The sequence below is a fragment of the Flavobacterium sp. NRK F7 genome, assembly GCF_024054195.1.
GTDB lineage: Bacteria > Bacteroidota > Bacteroidia > Flavobacteriales > Flavobacteriaceae > Flavobacterium.
Map to the genome: position 1 here is coordinate 610,352 of NZ_JAMXLB010000001.1, position 18,290 is coordinate 628,641.

Below are 18,290 nucleotides of genomic sequence, written 5' to 3' on the forward strand. Positions count from 1 at the left end.
AATTTTTTAGAAGTTAATGTAGAAGTTAACAAAATATGTTCTTCCATAACCGTAGAAATATTTTGAACCAAAAGAAGGAGTTCCATTTGCTCTATCTGCAGCTAAATCTGGGTATGTTGCTTTTCTAGATTGTTCAAATCCTCCTGTTTTATAAACCTCATCTAATACGTTATTGATGGAAGCAAAGAATCCAAATGTATTTCTGTTTTTAGAACTGATTCTCCAAGATTTACCACCAATTACATTCAACAACATGAAATTATCAAATTTTTCTTGTTGTAAGATATTTCTAACTGAAGTTTCAGTAACACCATCATAGTTATCTCCTGTGCTAGGATCAACTGTAAAGTTATCTGTTCTCAAAATACTAGACACATCAACATAACTACCTGTTAAGTAGTTAATATTTGCTCCAATCCACCAATAATGGGGATCTCTATATTCTAATCCAAAAGAATACGCTTGTTCTGGTAAACCTGGTTGGCGATAATCTTTTAAATATACCGTTCCAAAGTTACGAATTGGGTTTAATCCTTCTGCAGCTCTACCATCATCATTGGTAATCAATTTAGCATTATCAGAATAGATATATTGACCAAATGAAGCAGATGCATTAGCTGTTATAGTGGAAGTAATTTTATATTCCAATCCTAATTCAGCACCCATAGCTTGTTTATCAAGACCTGTAACGATTTCGCTTACAAATGAATCTGCATCTCCATCAGCATCTCCGATACTTTCTGCATAATAAAAAGAAATCTCAGAACTGTTAGAAATTTTATTATAGAAACCTGTTAAACGAGCTTTTAATTTAGGAGAACGAATAATATAACTTGCATCAGCTGCAACAATATTTTCATCTGTTAAGTTTGGCGTAATGTTATTATTTAAACGTGCATTTGAAAACACATTTCTCATAATTGGCGCTTTAGTCATATATACTCCATTGAAATCTAATAAATGACGACCATTGATTTTATACGTTAAACCTCCTTTGAAACCAAAGTTTTCATAAGTAGTCTTTTGGCTCTTTCCATAAGAATTGTTAGCATAGATTCCGTTTCTGTACAATCCTTCTCTTTGGTATTCTGTTCTTGAAAAAGATTGCGCTAAATAAAAATCAAATTTATTATAATTGAATTTAAATTGGGTAAACCCGTCAAAAACAGTAGCAAAAAGATTGTAATTATACCCATAGGTTTCGTTTTCGCCAACGTATCTATTTGGATTATTTAAGTCTGACTGACTTCTATCTCCCGAATAGAAAGGATCAATATCAGCAAAATACGTTCCGCCCATTAAATCTAATAAATTTTGGAAATTATGTGATTTTAATCTTTTAAAATTAACGCCTGCATTCAATGAAATATGATCTGATAAACTCGCATTTAAAATAGAGTTGGCACTCCATTGAGTATCATCTGTTCTATCTTCATACAACACATAAATACTTCTTCCAGGGAAACCAGAGTTTTGGTTTGCTAAATACATTGCATTCCAATTGATTTGCGAATTATTTACAAAATCATTTCTTATTCCATCAATCTCAGCCTGTGAATACGTTCCTAAGTTATTGAAATAACTAGGTAATTTTTTATAGTAAGTAGGATCAGGATTATTTCCATTTTGATAGTCTAATCTTGTATTTCCTATTGAACCTGTTTGATAAGCCACATTCGTATTCAATGTGGTATTTTCGTTTATTTTCCAATAATGAGATAACATATTAATTGGCTCTGCAATATCTTTATCTCTTGAGTTTCTTTTTTGGTCACCTTGCCATCCCCAATACGAATTGTATTTCACGCCCATTAAATCGGTAACTTCTTGAGTGTTTGGAGACGATTTACCTCTGCTATTTTCAGCATAAATTGAAGTAAAATTGATACTGTGATTGTCATTAAATTTTTTCTCAACACTTGCAAATAATGAATTTGCACTGTAATCTGTTCCTTCGAAGTAACCTTCTTCCGCCCATCTTCTTGAACCAGAAACTACAAATGCCCATCCTTTATCATTTAAACCTGAAGCATGTGTTCCCATTGCTCTCCAACTGTAATTGGTATTTGTTCCAGACATTGTAATTCTACTTCCTGGTCTATAATGAGAAGCTCTAGTATCTATTTCTTGCGTCCCAAGAATACCTCCAAAAGTATATTCAGAAGGCGATGATCCCATAGTAAATTCTTGATTACGAGTAGCATCATTCAAACCTCCCCAATTGCTCCATTGTGGTCTTCCATCATAAATCTTATTCATTGTAATTCCATTAATCATTGTCGTTCCATATTGGTTATCCAAACCTCGAATTCTAAAACGAGCTTGACCCCAATTAAAAGCAGCTGCTTGTTGATACGTATCTCTAGAAGCTTGTAACAATCCTGAGGTGCTTTCAGAACCTGTATTGTCATCTCCTAAATCATTTTCTGTAATGGTTACCAAACTTAATTGTAATTCAGTCGTAATATCTTCTTCTAAAACAATAGTTCCTAAATCTACTGTTTGCCCAGGAGCAACTTCTAAAACAAACGTTTGTGTTCTATATCCAGTTGAACTAACCACAAGAACAGGTTCTCCATCTGGAATAGATTTAAAAGTGAAAATACCTTCAGCATCAGTTACAACAGATTGATTTGTACTTTGAATTGTTGCAACTACATTTTGTAATGGCTTTTGTGATTTTGAATCAACAACTTTACCCTTTAAGGTACTCGTTTGTTGTGCAAAAACAAAAACGGCTTGTAGCACTAATAATGTGCTTAATACAAGTTTTTTCATAGAAAGAATAAAAATTAATAATAATTTAAACTTTAAGCGGTTTAAACTTAACAGCCTGCAAATGTATAACTTTTAATAATATTATTTACCTTTGGCACCGATTTTGTAATAAAATTGATAATTATATAACATACATTTCATGAAAATTAAACAATTTTTAATCGCTTTTTTTGTGTTATTCACAATAAGCAAGGCTTTTTCACAAGATAAGAAATTTAAAATTCATACCGTAGCATTCTATAATTTTGAAAATCTTTTCGATACTATTAATGACCCAAATACTATAGATGAAGAATATTTGCCGAACAAAGGTTGGACATACAAAAACTATAGAAAAAAGTTAGATAATTTAAGTCGTGTAATCATAGAACTTGGTACAGATGAAAATCCTTCTAACTCTCCAGTAGTAATTGGTGCGTGTGAAATTGAAAACCGACGTGTTTTAGAAGATTTAGTGAAGCATCCAACATTGGTTAACAAAGGATATAAAATTATTCACTTTGACTCTCCTGATAGAAGAGGTATTGATGTAGCACTTTTATATCAAGATAAATATTTTACACCTGTAAGTTATACCAATATTCCATTATACATCTATAAAGATGGTAAAAGTAACGGTAAAAAAGAAGAAAAAGAAAAAGAAGAGGAAACGGATGATGCGGTTCAAATAGATGAGTCAACCCAACGAATTTACACGCGTGACCAATTATTAGTTACGGGCTATTTAGAAGGTGAAGAAATTAGTTTTATTGTGAATCACTGGCCATCTCGTTCTGGGGGAGAGAAAAAAAGTAGTCCAAATAGAGAAGCCGCAGGTGCATTAAACAGAAAAATCATTGATTCTCTTTATAAAATTAATCCAAAAGCAAAGGTAATTACTATGGGTGATTTGAATGATGACCCAACCAATAAAAGTGTTAAAAAAGGAGTAGGTGCAGTAGGAACTAAAGAAGAATTAAAACCTTTTGGAATCTATAACCCCATGGAAAAAATGCACAAACAAGGTATAGGAACTTTAGGGTATCGTGATTCTTGGAATATTTTTGATCAAATTATGCTTTCTGAACCTTTAGTAAAAGGAGATTATTCTACATGGACCTATTGGAAAGCCAATGTGTTTAAAAAACCGTACCTTATTCAAAATGAAGGAAGATGGAAAGGCTATCCTAAACGAAACTCGAATGGTGTTCCTGGATTTAGTGATCACTTACCTGTTTATGTATATTTAATTAAACAAGTGAATTAAAAAACTTATAATATTTGAGAAAAGGTTAGTCCAAAAAAGACTAACCTTTTTCTTTTTTTGTAACTTTACGTTAATAAAACATTCCAAATGAGCATACAAAAACCATTCAATTTAAATCAGTGGATTAAAGAAAATAGAGCGTTACTAAAACCTCCTGTAGGGAACAAAAATTTATATGTGGATTCGGGAGATTATATTGTAATGATTGTAGCAGGGCCTAATGCAAGAAAAGACTATCATTATAATGAAACCGAAGAGTTATTTTATCAATTAGAAGGAGAAATAACGGTCTATGTACAAGACGAAGGTCAAAAAAAAGCAATGACCTTAAAAGCAGGTGATATGTATTTGCATCCTGCAAAAGTGCCACATTCTCCAAATCGATCAGCTGAATCTATTGGCTTAGTTATCGAAAGAAAACGCAACCATTTACCTGTAAAAGATGGATTACTTTGGTTTTGTGATACTTGCAACCACAAACTATATGAAGTCTATTTTGAATTAAATAATATTGAAGTTGATTTTTTAAAACATTTCAATCATTTTTACAATTCTGAAGCATTACGCACCTGTTCTAAATGCGGTACCATTATGGAAACCGATTCTCGATTTGTTACTGAAGAGTAAAAGCTAATTCCTGCTATCCAGTATAGCTTTCTTCGCTAGCTTTGGTTTTTAAAACCTTAAAAAGAGCTTCTATGGTCGCTTTTTTATGGTAAAAAAACCGAAAAGATAGCCTTCAAAAAGCTATCCTTCCTATCAGGGCTAAAAATTCAAATCAATTTCATACATTTGTAAAAATTTAACAAAAACACGTAAAAAAGTTACAATGTCAACAATAGCACAACAGTTTGGAATGCAAGAAGCATTGGAAATATTAGGCGTTAAAGCGACTAATTTAGGAACTTCTACAGGAAGTGAATGGTTTTCGAATGGAACTATCATTGAAAGTTACTCACCTGTAGACGGACAATTAATTGGAAAAGTACAAACTACTACAAAAGAAGATTACGAACGTGTCATGCAAAAAGCATCTGAAGCATTCAAAACTTTCAGAGCCATGCCAGCTCCACAACGAGGGGAAATTGTTCGTCAATTTGGAAATAAATTAAGAGAATTAAAAGAACCTCTTGGAAAATTGGTTTCTTATGAAATGGGTAAATCGTTACAAGAAGGTTATGGAGAAGTTCAAGAAATGATTGATATTTGTGACTTTGCAGTAGGTTTATCACGTCAGTTAAACGGACAAGTAATTCCATCGGAAAGACCAGGTCACGTGATGCGTGAACAATGGCATCCCATTGGAATTGTGGGTATTATTTCAGCTTTCAATTTTCCAGTAGCCGTTTGGTCTTGGAACACGGCCTTAGCTTGGATTTGTGGAGATGTATGTGTTTGGAAAGCTTCTGAAAAGGCACCTTTATGTTCTATCGCTTGTCAAAATATTATTGCAGGAATCTTAAAAGAAAATAATTTACCGGAAGGTATTTCATGTATTATCAACGGAGATTATACAGTGGGTGAAATGATGACTGCCGATACTCGTATTCCTTTAGTTTCTGCAACGGGTTCTACTAGAATGGGAAGAATTGTAGGAGCAAAAGTAGCGGAACGTTTTGGTAAATCCTTATTAGAATTAGGCGGAAACAATGCTATTATTATTACTCCAACTGCCGATTTAAAAGTAGTGGTGCCTGGAGCTGTTTTTGGAGCTGTTGGTACTTGTGGACAACGTTGTACCTCAACCAGACGTTTAATTATTCATGAATCGGTTTACGATACGGTTCGCGATGCCATTGTAGGAGCTTACAAACAAATTAAAATTGGTAACCCATTAGATGAAAAAAATCATGTGGGTCCATTAATTGATAAAGATGCGGTAAACACATATTTAGCTGCGATTGAAAAAGCAAAATCAGAAGGTGGTAAAGTTTTAGTTGAAGGCGGTGTGCTTTCTGGTGAGGGTTATGAAAGTGGTTGTTATGTAAAACCGGCTATCATTGAAGCAGAAAATCATTTTGAAATTGTTCAACACGAAACCTTTGCACCGGTTTTATACTTAATGAAATACAGTGGCGACGTAGAAAATGCCATCGATTTACAAAATGGTGTGGCACAAGGATTGTCTTCTTCCATCATGACGAATAGTATGAAAGAAGCAGAAAAATTCTTGTCATTTGCAGGTTCAGATTGTGGAATTGCAAATGTGAACATAGGTACTTCAGGAGCTGAGATTGGTGGTGCTTTTGGAGGAGAAAAAGAAACTGGTGGCGGAAGAGAGTCAGGTTCAGATGCATGGAAAGTATACATGAGAAGACAAACGAACACTGTAAATTATTCCGATCAATTACCATTAGCTCAAGGAATTAAATTCGATTTATAATTCAACAAATAAATTACAATGACAAAACCCCAGTAATTAGTTACTGGGGTTTTAATTTTAAGTTTATCTTTGTTTCAAGAAAGAAAACCATAAATCAAAAATATTTGCTATTTATGGTTTTAAATATTTATAATTAATAATAAAAAACCATGCGAGTTTTAACCATCTTATTTTTAGGCCTTTCCATTTTTGCAAGATCTCAGAATGTCATTGTTGAAGAAAAATTTGAAAAAGATAATGTACCGTTAAATTATGAGCTTCTTCCTTTACAAAATAAGTTAGCTATTAAAAAAGGGAAAGTATTTGGTTTTTCAACCAATAGAGAAGTCAATAAAGTAACCACCTATAATTCTGAAGGTAAGGACAGCATTTGTTTTGACAATAAATCTCTTATGGATGTTTATTTTAATTATAGTGGGAATGTGATAATTGCAGAAGACTTTTCTAAAATGAAAGTCTCAGGAGACAACATACATATTTTAGGTAAATTTGGTGATAAAATATTAGACCCAAAAAAATACCAACCATTTTATATATTTGATGACCAAGCAATAATGAGAAGAAAAGAAAAAGACAAATATAATGTTGTTATACCTTATAAAGGTAATACATCTTCTAAAGCTAATTTAAAATTTGAAGGAACTGAAAGAATTGTGGGGGAAAATTTTTATGAATCCCAAAGGGTTCCTGGAAGTAAAGTTTTTATAAATGAAAAAGGCAATTTAGAAGCAATTTATAAGTCTTTGACAAAAGATTGTAAAGAATCTATAATTTATAGAACAGAATATACTCCTTTAGGTGATAGAATAGCTGATATTCAATATAATTTAACCTTAAAAGATTACAGTTTTATATTATCTGTTACTGGTGGTGGTTACATGGTTACAAAATCAGTGGGTGGTTTTACCAATAGGTTTACAAACAATGCTGGTTTTACCACTACAGTTAGTTTAGGTTCTAATACCTATTCAGATTTTGGAGATGATGGATCAATTAATAATTTATTTTTTGATAATTCTGGCAATGTATATGTTTATGGTATGCTAGGGAAAAAAGAAAAGAAAAATTTATTATATAATAGAATCGTGGGATATTATATTTATAAATATAATAAAGAAGGAAGTTTGATTTGGGAAAAAAAATTTGAAACAGGAGATAAATTAGAAAAAATAGGTGTTGCTTATTTAAACAATACTTATGTAAGATTATTCAACAATGAAGGTAAGTTACAATTTTTATTTGCTTCAACACAGCCAGATGAAGTATTGATGCTGTGTGATATAAATAAAGAAACTGGAGATTTTATTAATTCTGATTTTTATTCTTTTAAAACAAACAATTCAAACGATTTTACAGATTTTATTTTTGCATCTATTACCGATAAAGATGATTTGAAAAACAAAATTATAGACTATGAAGGATTAATGTTATATTATAAAAACAAAAAGTTTAAGGATTACATAGATTCTACTGTACATAAAAGCAAAATTTATTTTAATACACTTATTAATAAAGAAGGCACTTGGTTAATAGAATCTGACAATAAATCCTATTATAAAGTAATTTATTTTGAATAAAAATTAAAAACCCCAGTAATTAGTTATTGGGGTTTTTAATTTTATATCACACTTCTTAATTTGTCAATTTTACTTTTGATGGAACCTATTTCAAACAATCGCAACACTTTAAAAATTAAGGAAGGAATAAAACTAGCATTGGTAATTAAATCTGCTATTTTAGTGATTTTTTGATCCCTAATTACAATTTGCTCTTGTAATTGAGAGGTATCTAATGGTGCTAGTTGAACTGCAAATTTCCAAGCTCCATTTCTAGCTTCCTGCATACTGAAATCAATTAAAAATGTGTCTACATGTCGTGTCTTTTTTAAAATCCATTTTAGAAAAGGCCAAACATCAGAAAGTGCGGTTTCTACATTCCCTACCAAGGATGATAAAATATGATTTATCATGTTAAAATCGGCTTCTAAATCTTGTATTTTGTCACCTGGTGCTACTTGTGCTGCTGCAATACTTAAATCTAAATTAATGTGCGCATTCATACCTAATAATAAATGTTGTAACAAGACAATCCAAAAATCAGTGGCATATTCAAATGCTACTTGCCAGGAAGTAGAAGGTTTCAATCCCCATTTGTATTCATAATATGCAGCAATGTAGCGATTCGCAAAGATAACATCGAGTTGCTCCATCCTAGGTCCGTTTTGAAACATCCCATTGGCAATCCCTTCTTTTACTTTTTCCGTAACTTTACAATACAAAACAGCAAAGTAGCCCATCGTACTTTTCTCGGTCAAAGCGGCATCTATAATTATATTCAAATGCAGAATAACCTCATCAATTGTTTTCGCTTGTGGTATTTGTTGTGACATGTTGTTTATTTTTAGGAAAAATACTGCTTTTTTCTATTATTATTAATATCAAATATATTTTTATCTTTGGACTCCTATAAAAAACATCATGGCATTACAAGAAGAATTTGCAAAACAAGGCATCTGGTTATTTAGATATAGAGGTGTGTTACCGGTTATAATTTTGGTAATAGGAGCCTTGCTCTTTCTACAAACAGAATTGCATCCAGAGATTTTTCCGTTAAAAAATTCGCCTTATGAAATGTATTATGAGATGTGCTGCTTAGTTGTAAGTTTGTTAGGGTTATTCATTCGAATTTGTGTAATTGGTTTTGTACCTAAAAATACTTCAGGAAGAACGGTTGAAAAACAAGTAGCCGATAGCTTGAATACGACAGGAATGTATTCTTTGGTGCGACACCCATTATATTTAGGGAATTATTTTATGTGGTTAGGTCTTGCCATGCTTCCAGCTAATTTTTGGTTTATAGTAGCATTCACTTTCATGTATTGGGTTTACTACGAAAGAATTATGTTTTCTGAAGAAAAATTCTTGCGAAGTAAGTTTGGAGAAGCATATTTAACTTGGTCGGATAAAGTCCCAGCATTTGTTCCTGATTTTAAAAATTATCAAAAACCACACTTGTCATTTAGCTGGAAAAAAGTAGTGAGAAAAGAAATTACAGGTCTTTTTTTATTATTTCTTATCTTTTTTGTTTTTGATTATTTAGGAGTGGTAACTAAAAATGCCGCTCAACCCAATTTCTTTTTGTTTTATAGTCTAATTGTATTAACTGTTGCTATTCTGATAATTAAAATAATTAAGAAGAAGACAGATCTTTTAAAGCAAGAAAACAGGTAAATTAGCTTAATTTTTCTTTAAAAAAAGTCAGTGTTCGTTCCCATGCTAATGTAGCCGCTTTTTCATCATATCGTGGTGTTGTATTGTTATGAAAACCATGGTTTACATCGAAATAAAAATGAGCTTCAAATGTTTTTTTATTTTCAAGTAAGGCTTTTTCATAAGCAGGCCAACCTGCATTCACTCTTTGATCTAAACCCGCATAATGGAGTAGTAAGCTAGCATTAATTTTTGAGACTTCACTTTCATGAGGTTGTCCTCCATAAAAAGGAACTGCCGCCAATAACTCTGGAACCCGTACTGCCATCGCATTGGATATCCATCCTCCAAAACAAAATCCTACAACACCTATTTTGCCCGTACAATTTTCATGCTTTTTTAAATAATTGTATGCCGCTATAAAATCTTCTAGCATCTCTTCTCTAGTTCTCTTTTTTTGCATTTCTCTTCCTTCGTCATCGTTTCCAGGATAACCACCTAAAGGAGATAAGGCATCGGGAGCCAATGAAATAAATCCTTCTAAAGCGGTTCTTCTTCCCACATCCTCAATGTAAGGATTTAAACCTCTATTTTCATGAACTACTATTATTCCGGGTAACTTTACATTGCCTTTTGATGGTTTCGAAAGCAATCCTTTTATCTTTCCACCGCCTTTAGGTGAAGGATAAGTAATATACTCCGAATCTAAGTTTGGATCATTGGGGTTTACTACTAAATTATCTTTATAATTAGGAAGCATAAAACTTAAAAGTGTAGGCAAGGTTAAGCCTCCAACCGCAAAAACAGATAGCTTTTCAATAAACTGTCTTCGTTCCAATTTATTATGTGCATAATCATCATATAAATCGAAAATCGCTTGATTTAAATCTTCTTTTTTAATTTTTTGCATTACATCATTATTAAATAATTCTACTAAAGGTACAAAATATTTTTACTGTTTTTAATCTTAACCTATTATACTTTTTCTATGACTAAATTACCTGCAGGAACACCTAATCCAATTATATTATTTCTGTAGTTAGTGTTAATTTACTTTGTTATTTTTAACAAAATTCAATTTATAACTATTTATTAAAGGAACAAGCAAAGAAAGATTGAAATTGTATTAAAATTCTTCCTATATTTATAGTAATGAATTAAGCCCATATGAAGTTACTCAAAATCATTTCTTTATTCATAACAATATTGTTACTATTATGGGCAACTTCTTGTTCAGACACTTCTTTTCTGTCTTCAAAAGAAAAAAAATATTTAGCAAAACACGACAGTATTAAAGTAGCTGTTTTTCCTTATTATCCACCGTACCAATTTACAAATGATCAAGGAGAAATGGATGGTATTTTTGTGGACTTTTTAGAATTAATTGAACAAAAAATAGACTATAAATTTCAAAGGGTGTATTATACCGATTGGGAAAAAGTATTGAATGATGCTAAAACCAATAAAGTGGATATGATTCTTGAAATTCAACAAACTAAAGAGAAAGAAAGTTTTTTGGTTTTTTATCCTCCTTTGTTTGAATCCAAGCATGCTATTGTTCAGCGAAAAGATGCTCCACTTATTACTAATTTAAAACAATTTGGCAAAGATCAAAAGCTCATTTTACCTTATCAATATTCAATAGTTGAAATTATTCAAAAAAAATATCCCAATATTACAATCGGTTTTGGTAAAGATGAATTAGAGTGCTTACAAAAAGTAAACTCAGGGGAATATGATGCCTATATAGGACCTAAAGCTGTCATAAAATATTTGATTACCAAAAACAATCTGAAACAAGTACGAATTTCAACTGAACTCCCCTTTTCTTATAGCCCTGGTTTTGCTGTAGCTAAAAATGATACCGATTTACAAAGCATTATCAAAAAAAGTTTAAATAGTATTTCGAATTCAGAAAAAAAATTAATTATAGATAATTGGCTTTTCAATGTCGTAACTCCTTTTTATGAAAAACCTAATTTCTGGATATGGGTAACCATTTCAATCGTTTTTTTACTAATCGTTATCATTTTAATCAATCGTTACTTAAAATTTAAAATCAAACAGCGTACTAGACAATTGCGAATTGCAAAAGAAAAAGCAGAAGAAAGTGATCGCTTAAAAACCAATTTTATTCAAAATATCTCTCATGAAATTCGGACTCCTATGAATGGAATTATCGGTTTTTCTGAGTTGCTACAAAAAGAAAATTTAACCCTAGAAGAGCAAAGAGAATTTGCCAAAATTATAGCTAAGAATAGTAAAGAACTTATTGTAAGCATTGATAATATCTTAGAAATTGCTAAACTTCAAACTGAAAAAATCACAATCAAACCAGAAGAAATAGATTTAGATGCTTTATTTGAAACGATTTATAAAAAATACCAACATAAAGCAAAAGAAAAAAATATTCATTTCGTTGTGGAAAGCCAATTGGATAAAGAAGCCGAACACGTATTAATTGATAAACCCAAACTATTTAAAATTCTATTAAATTTAATTGATAATGCTATAAAGTTTACTAAAGCAGGCTCCATTATAATTGAATATACTATTGAAAGTGATTCTATTATTATTAAGATTAAAGACAGTGGTATTGGTATTAAAAAGAAAGATCAAGAAACCATCTTCAATATTTTTACTCAATCTGAAAAAGAAATATCTAAGAATTATGGAGGACTGGGACTCGGACTTTCCATTGCTAAAAAGAATGCAGACTTAATAGGAGGGAAAATTAGTTTTGAAACACTTGAAGGCCAAGGAACAACTTTTACCGTAATACTCCCATTCATTCCAATAAGTAAAACCCATTTAAAAACTGCAGAAAAACAAATTCCTCTTAAAGAAAAACCAGAAAAACATATCATTTTAATTGCTGAAGATGGAGATGTAAATTTTTTATTCTTAAAAACGGTTTTAACCAAAATGCCTGAGTTTAATTTTGTGATACATCGAGCTGAAAACGGAAGAAAAGCAGTTGATATTTGTGAAGAAAACACACAAATTGAACTCGTGCTGATGGACATTAAAATGCCTATTATGGACGGTTATGAAGCTACTCAAAAAATTAAAAAAATTCGTCCAAAATTACCTGTTATAGCACAAACGGCATACTCAACTGAAGAAGATATTAAAAAAGCAATTGAAGCGGGATGCGACGATTTTATTTCAAAACCAATTGATAAAAATGTGCTAAAACCAATTTTATCCAGATTCATATTCAAAACCACATAATTATCAAACTTTTTTTGAATCGACTACATTATTGGTGCTCCTATATTTTACGTTGAATTATAACAACCCATCTCTTATTGAATGCTTTACATTGTGTGTTGAATGCTAAAACTTCCAAACTTTTTTGAGCAATAATCTTTATATGTAGTTCTTTCTTTATGTTAAAGAAAGAAGAATCAAATTATTAAAAGAAATGTCTTTTAATTTAAAAATTCAGTGCTTTTTATATTCAGAATTCCTTTTATTTAAAATTTTTATTTTGTTAGAAGAACAAGCTGTGTAAGAAATTTTTCAATTAAAAATATGTGTTACAATCTTAAAAAACAACAATAAATAAGAAATTTTTCTTTGTTTTTATTTGTTTATTAGATTATTTTCTTTTATATTTGTAATGTTAAATTAAGTGTTTCAATAATGAATACAATTAATTTCTGCTTAACAAAAGCATCCGTATAGTTACTTAATCGAACGTTGCAAACATTTAACATTTTTTAAAAAAAAATAAAAAGGATTATGTAATTTTATAAGCAAACAAATACAAGAAATATTTCTTACTATAAATCACAAACAAAAAAAACAAACATGAAAACATTTCAATTTAAAATTGCGCTATTCACGTTTTTAATTTTACAAGGGTGTCAAGCTATTAAAACGGCTGTTTATGATCAGTATTCCTATCAAAAAACAACCGAGTTAAAAGTGGAAACCCTGTTGGCAATTGAAAATGCAACTACTTCATTTGAAGAGCATCAACAAATGGTCGAGAAAGTTCTTTTAGATATGGAAAAACTAAAAGAATATGAAAAGAACAAGCCCAATAATGAAATCACATTTTCAATGTGGTCAATCATGACGGATTCAGAGAAAAATTTAGCGGCTGGTTTTTTCAAACGATGGAAGGAAAAACAAACGCTGTCTCCTGCATTTGTTACAGAAGCTAAAAAGCAGATTGAAGAAGCTTATGACTTGTTAATTGAATATGAAGTTAAAAAAGACAAAACATCTAAAGACAACTTATTAGCCCTTATTTCAGAATAACTAAAAAACAAACAATCATGGACATCGAAAAATTAATTAAGGAATTAAAAGAAGCACTTTTAACCTTATTAGGAAACAAATACAAAGAATTTAAACCTGAAATACAAAAAGATATTACCGTATTTCTTAAAGATTCAGAAGAAAAATTAAAACGTTGGATTCAACTTTTAGCAGAGGATTCCATCACAAAAGAAGAATTTGAATGGCTGTTAAAAAGTCAGAAAGACTTACTTACTTTAAAAGCACTACAAACAGTAGGTATATCAAAAATTAGATTAAATAATATAAAAAATAGCATTCTAAAAACAATATTTGATATTGTATTAGCAGCAGTTATAAAATAAAAAGAATGGCAAAAAAAATCAGAGTATTAAGTTTAGATGGAGGAGGAATTAGAGGGATTATTACAGCTGTGGTTTTAAAATACATACAAGAACAATTACAAAGAATTGATAACCCAAATGCAAAAATTGGCGATTATTTTGATTTAGTTGCCGGAAGCAGCACAGGAGGATTATTAACGGCAATCTTGTTGTTTCCAGACAACACCAAAAGCGCGAAATTTTCAGTAGAAGCAGCTTTAGATTTATATGCAAAAAAGGGAGATTCTATTTTTAATGTTTCGTTTTGGGAAGAAATTATTAATCCGTTTGGTTTATTTAATGAAAAGATTTCACAACGCAATTTAGAACGTCAATTAAAGGAAGTATTTGGAGATTTAAAATTAAACGAATTGATAAAACCTTGCTTGATTACAACGTATGATATCAATCAAAGGAAATCCAAGTTTTTTTGTAGTCATGAAGCCTATACGCCTTTAGAAAATTTTTATGTAAGAGATGTTTGTAGAGCAACGAGCGCAGCACCAACTTATTTTGAGCCTGCCAAAATTAAATCGCTTTACGATCAAGAATTTACCTTAATTGACGGTGGGGTTTATGCGAATAATCCAGCGATGTGTGCTTATGCGGAAGCCAGAAAAATACCTTTTTCAAAAGTATTGCATGATTCACAAAAAATTGATTATCCAGATATTAACGACATGATTATTGTATCTATTGGAACAGGTGAAGTTTTAAAACCTTATACCTTCGAAAAATTTGAAAATGCAGGTAAAATTAAATGGGTATCGCCTTTAATTGATATTTTATTATCTGCCAATGCGGAAACTGTAAATTATCATTTATCTAAAATGTATGAATCGCTTGGTCCAAGAAACAAAAGGAATTATTATCGATTAATGCCACAATTACGAAATGCCTCTCCAGAAATGGATGACACCTCTAAAAAGAACATTTACGAACTCATTCAAGCGGGTTTGTATTTTATAGATCAAAATCGGAAAACACTAAACGAGATTGCAAAAAAATTAGTAAAATACAAATAAGTAATTTTTGAATGTAATCCATAAAAGAGAAAACTCAATTTAATTTCAATACTAAAACAAAAGCGCATAATGTATGCGTTTTTGTTTTTCTTACTTATCTTTACAGCCATTTAAAAAATATGGATTTCAGTTACCCAAAAAACGAAAAGCTCAAAAGCAAAACCACCATCGATTTACTCTTTTCAGAAGGCAAATCGGTGTCAAAATATCCCTTGCGTTTGGTTTATGTAGAAAATCCATCCGATACTGAAATTTTAAAATTCGGGGTTTCAGTATCAAAAAAATATTTTAAAAAAGCTGTTGATCGCAACTATTACAAAAGAGTTTTAAGAGAATGTTATCGATTGAATAAATCACTTTTATTGGATAACATAGAAAAAAACTACGCCCTTATGTTTTTTTATCAAACCAAAGATCGCCTACCCTATTCAGAAATTCATCAAAAAACGATGCTATTGTTTGAAAAGTTTATTGCTGAGATAAAAAAATAAGTCTTTTGGCTAAGTTTTTGTAGCATATTTAATCCTATCTTTAATTGTTATTCAAACTAATTCTTTTGCTTATGAAAACTTTTTGTTTGCGCTTTTTTATGTGTTTGCTTTTTATTTCTTGTAAAGAAAATTTTACAGAAGTGGATGTAGCTGAAAACACCTCATCCTTTTCTAACATTTCCAATTTATCTGAACCAGTAAGAGAAGAAAGTACTAACAAGTTAATGACACATGATTTAAAAATCATTAAAACGGCTCGTTTACGCTATCCAACTCAAGATTTAAAAACAAGCTTTGAAACTCTTTCAAAAGCAGCAAAAATTTACAAAGCCTATATACAAAACGATAATTCTGGAACAGATTATGGTTCTTACTATCGCAATGTAACAATTCGCATTCCAAATACGCATTTTGATGCTTTTATTGCAGAAATCAGTAAAGGAGTAACGCATTTCGATGTTAAGGAAATTGCAGCACAAGATGTTACTGAAGAATTTGTAGATGTTACCGCTCGTTTGAAAGCGAAACGCACCTTAGAAAGTCGCTATTTAGAGATTCTGAAAAAAGCGACAAAAGTGAGTGAAATTTTAGAAATTGAAAAAGAATTATCCAAAATAAGAGAAGAAATAGAAGTTGCAGAAGGAAGGCTGCACTATTTAGAAAATCGTGTTGCTATGAGTACTATTTCAATTGAAATGTATACTGAAAAAGCAGAAGGAACAGGAACTAGAGTTTCCTATGGAAGTAAAATGTGGAATGCTATTACATCTGGTTTTAATGGTTTGTCAAGTTTCTTTCTTGGATTGCTACAAATTTGGCCATTTATCCTTATTTTCGTAGTAGTTTTCATTTTCGTACGAAGAATAATTAGAAATAAAAAGAAATTATAATGAAAGGATTTTTATCAAAAAAATATATTCTTACTGTTTTAAGCATTGGTTTATTAGTAACTGCCGCAAGTTTTAAAAATGACTTTTTTGAAATTGCCAAACAAATCGAGATATTTACAGAAGCATTCAAAACGGTAAATCAAAATTATGTAGATGAGACCAATCCTGGCGAATTGATGGATATTGCTATAAAAAACATGTTGGCTGATTTAGATCCTTATACGGTTTTTTTTAACGAGCAAGATGTTTTGAAATTCAAAATCAACAATACGGGTGAATATACTGGTATTGGTGCCATGGTGCAACGAAAAGACGGTCGTGTTTTTTTGAAAGAAATCTATAAAGGCTTTCCAGCTGATAAAGCAGGTTTAAAACCAGGTGATGAAATTACGCAAATAGGCGATATCAATTTAAAAGAATACAAAGAAGACGCTTCTCAATTATTAAGAGGTACCAAAAACACCAAAGTAGCCATTACTTTTGAAAGACAAGGAAAAAAACAAAATACAGTAATTGTTTTGGATGAAGTTGAGGTAAAAGCAGTTCCTTTTTATTCTTTATTAGACGATAAAACAGGTTATATTGTACTTTCCAAATTTACTGAAAAAGCCAGTAGTGAAACGAAAGCTGCACTGCTTGATCTAAAGGCAAAAGGAGCTACTAAAATCATCTTAGACTTAAGAGGAAATCCAGGCGGTTTACTACATGAGGCTGTAAATATTTGTAATTTATTTGTACCAAAAGGAGAAACAATAGTTACTACAAAGTCTAAAAATGAAAAGCATAACAATACCTATAAAACCAATAATGCTCCTGTAGATCTTGAAATACCATTAGCTGTTTTAATTGATGGAAGTAGCGCTTCTGCTTCTGAAATTGTTTCGGGAGCTTTACAAGATTTAGACCGTGCTGTAGTGGTTGGTAATAGAAGTTTTGGAAAAGGTTTGGTGCAACGTCCTTTAAATTTATCATATGGAACACAAGTAAAAGTAACCATTTCAAGATACTACACCCCTTCTGGAAGATGCATTCAAGCCTTAGATTATGCCCATAAAGATGCGAATGGTAAAGCCCTAAAAATTGATAAAAGCAACTTTAATGCGTTTACAACCAAAGGAGGAAGAACCGTTTATGACGGTGGCGGCGTATTACCTGATGTCATCGTGGAAGAAACGAAAAAAAGCGCTGTTACTGATGCATTAGTGAAAAATGATGCTGTTTTTGACTATGCAACTACTTTGTATTATAAAAATCCCAACCTTACAGGTATACCTACTATATCAGAAACTGATTTTACTGCCTTTAAAACGTTTATTAAACAAGATAAATACAGTTTAGATAGTGAAACTGGGAAAGCTTTAAAAGAATTGTTGGAAAAGGCCAAAAAAGAAAGCATAGATGGAGCTATTACTGCAGAATATAAAGCGATGCAATTAGCTTTAGAAAAAAGTCAAGATGTGGAAGTAACCAAAAATAAAGAAGACTTTAAAAAACTCTTACAAGAAGAATTGATCACACGCTATCAATACAAACAGGGTTTGTATGAGTATTACACTCAAAAAGATATTGAAATTGCTAAAGCGAAAGCTGTCCTTAATGATCTCAATCAATACCATGGCATTCTAAAACAGTAA

General features: G+C 31.0%; 15 protein-coding genes. 12 read left to right on the plus strand and 3 right to left on the minus strand.

Annotation, left to right across the window (positions count from 1 at the left end):
* Positions 1-6: 6 nt before the first annotated feature.
* Positions 7-2,778 carry a TonB-dependent receptor gene (locus tag NHF47_RS02570; RefSeq protein ID WP_252763455.1) on the minus strand — a complete coding sequence of 924 codons (2,772 nt, stop codon included), beginning with the start codon at positions 2,776-2,778 and terminating at the stop codon, positions 7-9.
* A 139-nt stretch (positions 2,779-2,917) separates the two neighbouring features.
* On the opposite strand from NHF47_RS02570, the gene NHF47_RS02575 reads away from it, so the two are divergent.
* From NHF47_RS02575 to NHF47_RS02590, 4 genes are all read left to right on the plus strand, one after another.
* Positions 2,918-4,024 (plus strand): endonuclease/exonuclease/phosphatase family protein, encoded by a 1,107-nt coding sequence (locus NHF47_RS02575; RefSeq protein WP_252763456.1) that lies wholly within the window; start codon positions 2,918-2,920, stop codon positions 4,022-4,024.
* Between the two features lie 87 nt (positions 4,025-4,111).
* Entirely contained in the window at positions 4,112-4,651 is a 540-nt protein-coding gene (locus tag NHF47_RS02580) for a 3-hydroxyanthranilate 3,4-dioxygenase (RefSeq protein WP_252763457.1), read from the plus strand.
* Between the two features lie 202 nt (positions 4,652-4,853).
* Entirely contained in the window at positions 4,854-6,407 is a 1,554-nt protein-coding gene (locus NHF47_RS02585; RefSeq protein WP_252763458.1) for an aldehyde dehydrogenase family protein, read from the plus strand.
* A 149-nt stretch (positions 6,408-6,556) separates the two neighbouring features.
* Positions 6,557-7,984, plus strand: a complete 1,428-nt coding sequence (locus NHF47_RS02590) for a hypothetical protein (RefSeq protein ID WP_252763459.1) — start codon at positions 6,557-6,559, stop codon at positions 7,982-7,984.
* Between the two features lie 41 nt (positions 7,985-8,025).
* Here the strand turns inward: NHF47_RS02590 and NHF47_RS02595 are convergent, their stop codons facing one another.
* On the minus strand, positions 8,026-8,796 hold the full coding sequence (locus NHF47_RS02595; protein ID WP_252763460.1) for a DUF5995 family protein: 771 nt from the start codon (positions 8,794-8,796) through the stop codon (positions 8,026-8,028).
* An 88-nt stretch (positions 8,797-8,884) separates the two neighbouring features.
* Between NHF47_RS02595 and NHF47_RS02600 the strand changes: the two genes are divergently transcribed.
* Complete coding sequence (locus tag NHF47_RS02600; protein ID WP_252763461.1) at positions 8,885-9,637, plus strand: isoprenylcysteine carboxylmethyltransferase family protein; 753 nt, start codon at positions 8,885-8,887, stop codon at positions 9,635-9,637.
* 1 nt (position 9,638) lies between these two features.
* On the opposite strand, the gene NHF47_RS02605 is transcribed toward NHF47_RS02600, so the two are convergent.
* Positions 9,639-10,526, minus strand: a complete 888-nt coding sequence (locus NHF47_RS02605; protein WP_252763462.1) for a dienelactone hydrolase family protein — start codon at positions 10,524-10,526, stop codon at positions 9,639-9,641.
* Positions 10,527-10,783: 257 nt separating this feature from the next.
* Between NHF47_RS02605 and NHF47_RS02610 the strand changes: the two genes are divergently transcribed.
* The 7 genes from NHF47_RS02610 (at position 10,784) to NHF47_RS02640 (ending at position 18,290) form a co-directional block, all read left to right on the plus strand.
* Positions 10,784-12,850 (plus strand): ATP-binding protein, encoded by a 2,067-nt coding sequence (locus NHF47_RS02610; RefSeq protein WP_252763463.1) that lies wholly within the window; start codon positions 10,784-10,786, stop codon positions 12,848-12,850.
* Between the two features lie 582 nt (positions 12,851-13,432).
* Positions 13,433-13,888 carry a hypothetical protein gene (locus NHF47_RS02615; protein ID WP_252763464.1) on the plus strand — a complete coding sequence of 152 codons (456 nt, stop codon included), beginning with the start codon at positions 13,433-13,435 and terminating at the stop codon, positions 13,886-13,888.
* A 17-nt stretch (positions 13,889-13,905) separates the two neighbouring features.
* Positions 13,906-14,232 (plus strand): hypothetical protein, encoded by a 327-nt coding sequence (locus NHF47_RS02620; protein WP_252763465.1) that lies wholly within the window; start codon positions 13,906-13,908, stop codon positions 14,230-14,232.
* A 5-nt stretch (positions 14,233-14,237) separates the two neighbouring features.
* Positions 14,238-15,275, plus strand: a complete 1,038-nt coding sequence (locus tag NHF47_RS02625) for a patatin-like phospholipase family protein (protein WP_252763466.1) — start codon at positions 14,238-14,240, stop codon at positions 15,273-15,275.
* 119 nt (positions 15,276-15,394) lie between these two features.
* Positions 15,395-15,766, plus strand: a complete 372-nt coding sequence (rnpA, locus tag NHF47_RS02630) for a ribonuclease P protein component (protein ID WP_252763467.1) — start codon at positions 15,395-15,397, stop codon at positions 15,764-15,766.
* A gap of 71 nt (positions 15,767-15,837) precedes the next feature.
* Positions 15,838-16,656, plus strand: a complete 819-nt coding sequence (locus tag NHF47_RS02635; protein ID WP_252763468.1) for a DUF4349 domain-containing protein — start codon at positions 15,838-15,840, stop codon at positions 16,654-16,656.
* Positions 16,656-18,290: a S41 family peptidase gene (locus NHF47_RS02640; RefSeq protein WP_252763469.1), complete on the plus strand. Its 1,635-nt coding sequence runs from the start codon at positions 16,656-16,658 to the stop codon at positions 18,288-18,290. The genes NHF47_RS02635 and NHF47_RS02640 overlap by 1 nt, the downstream gene beginning before the upstream one ends.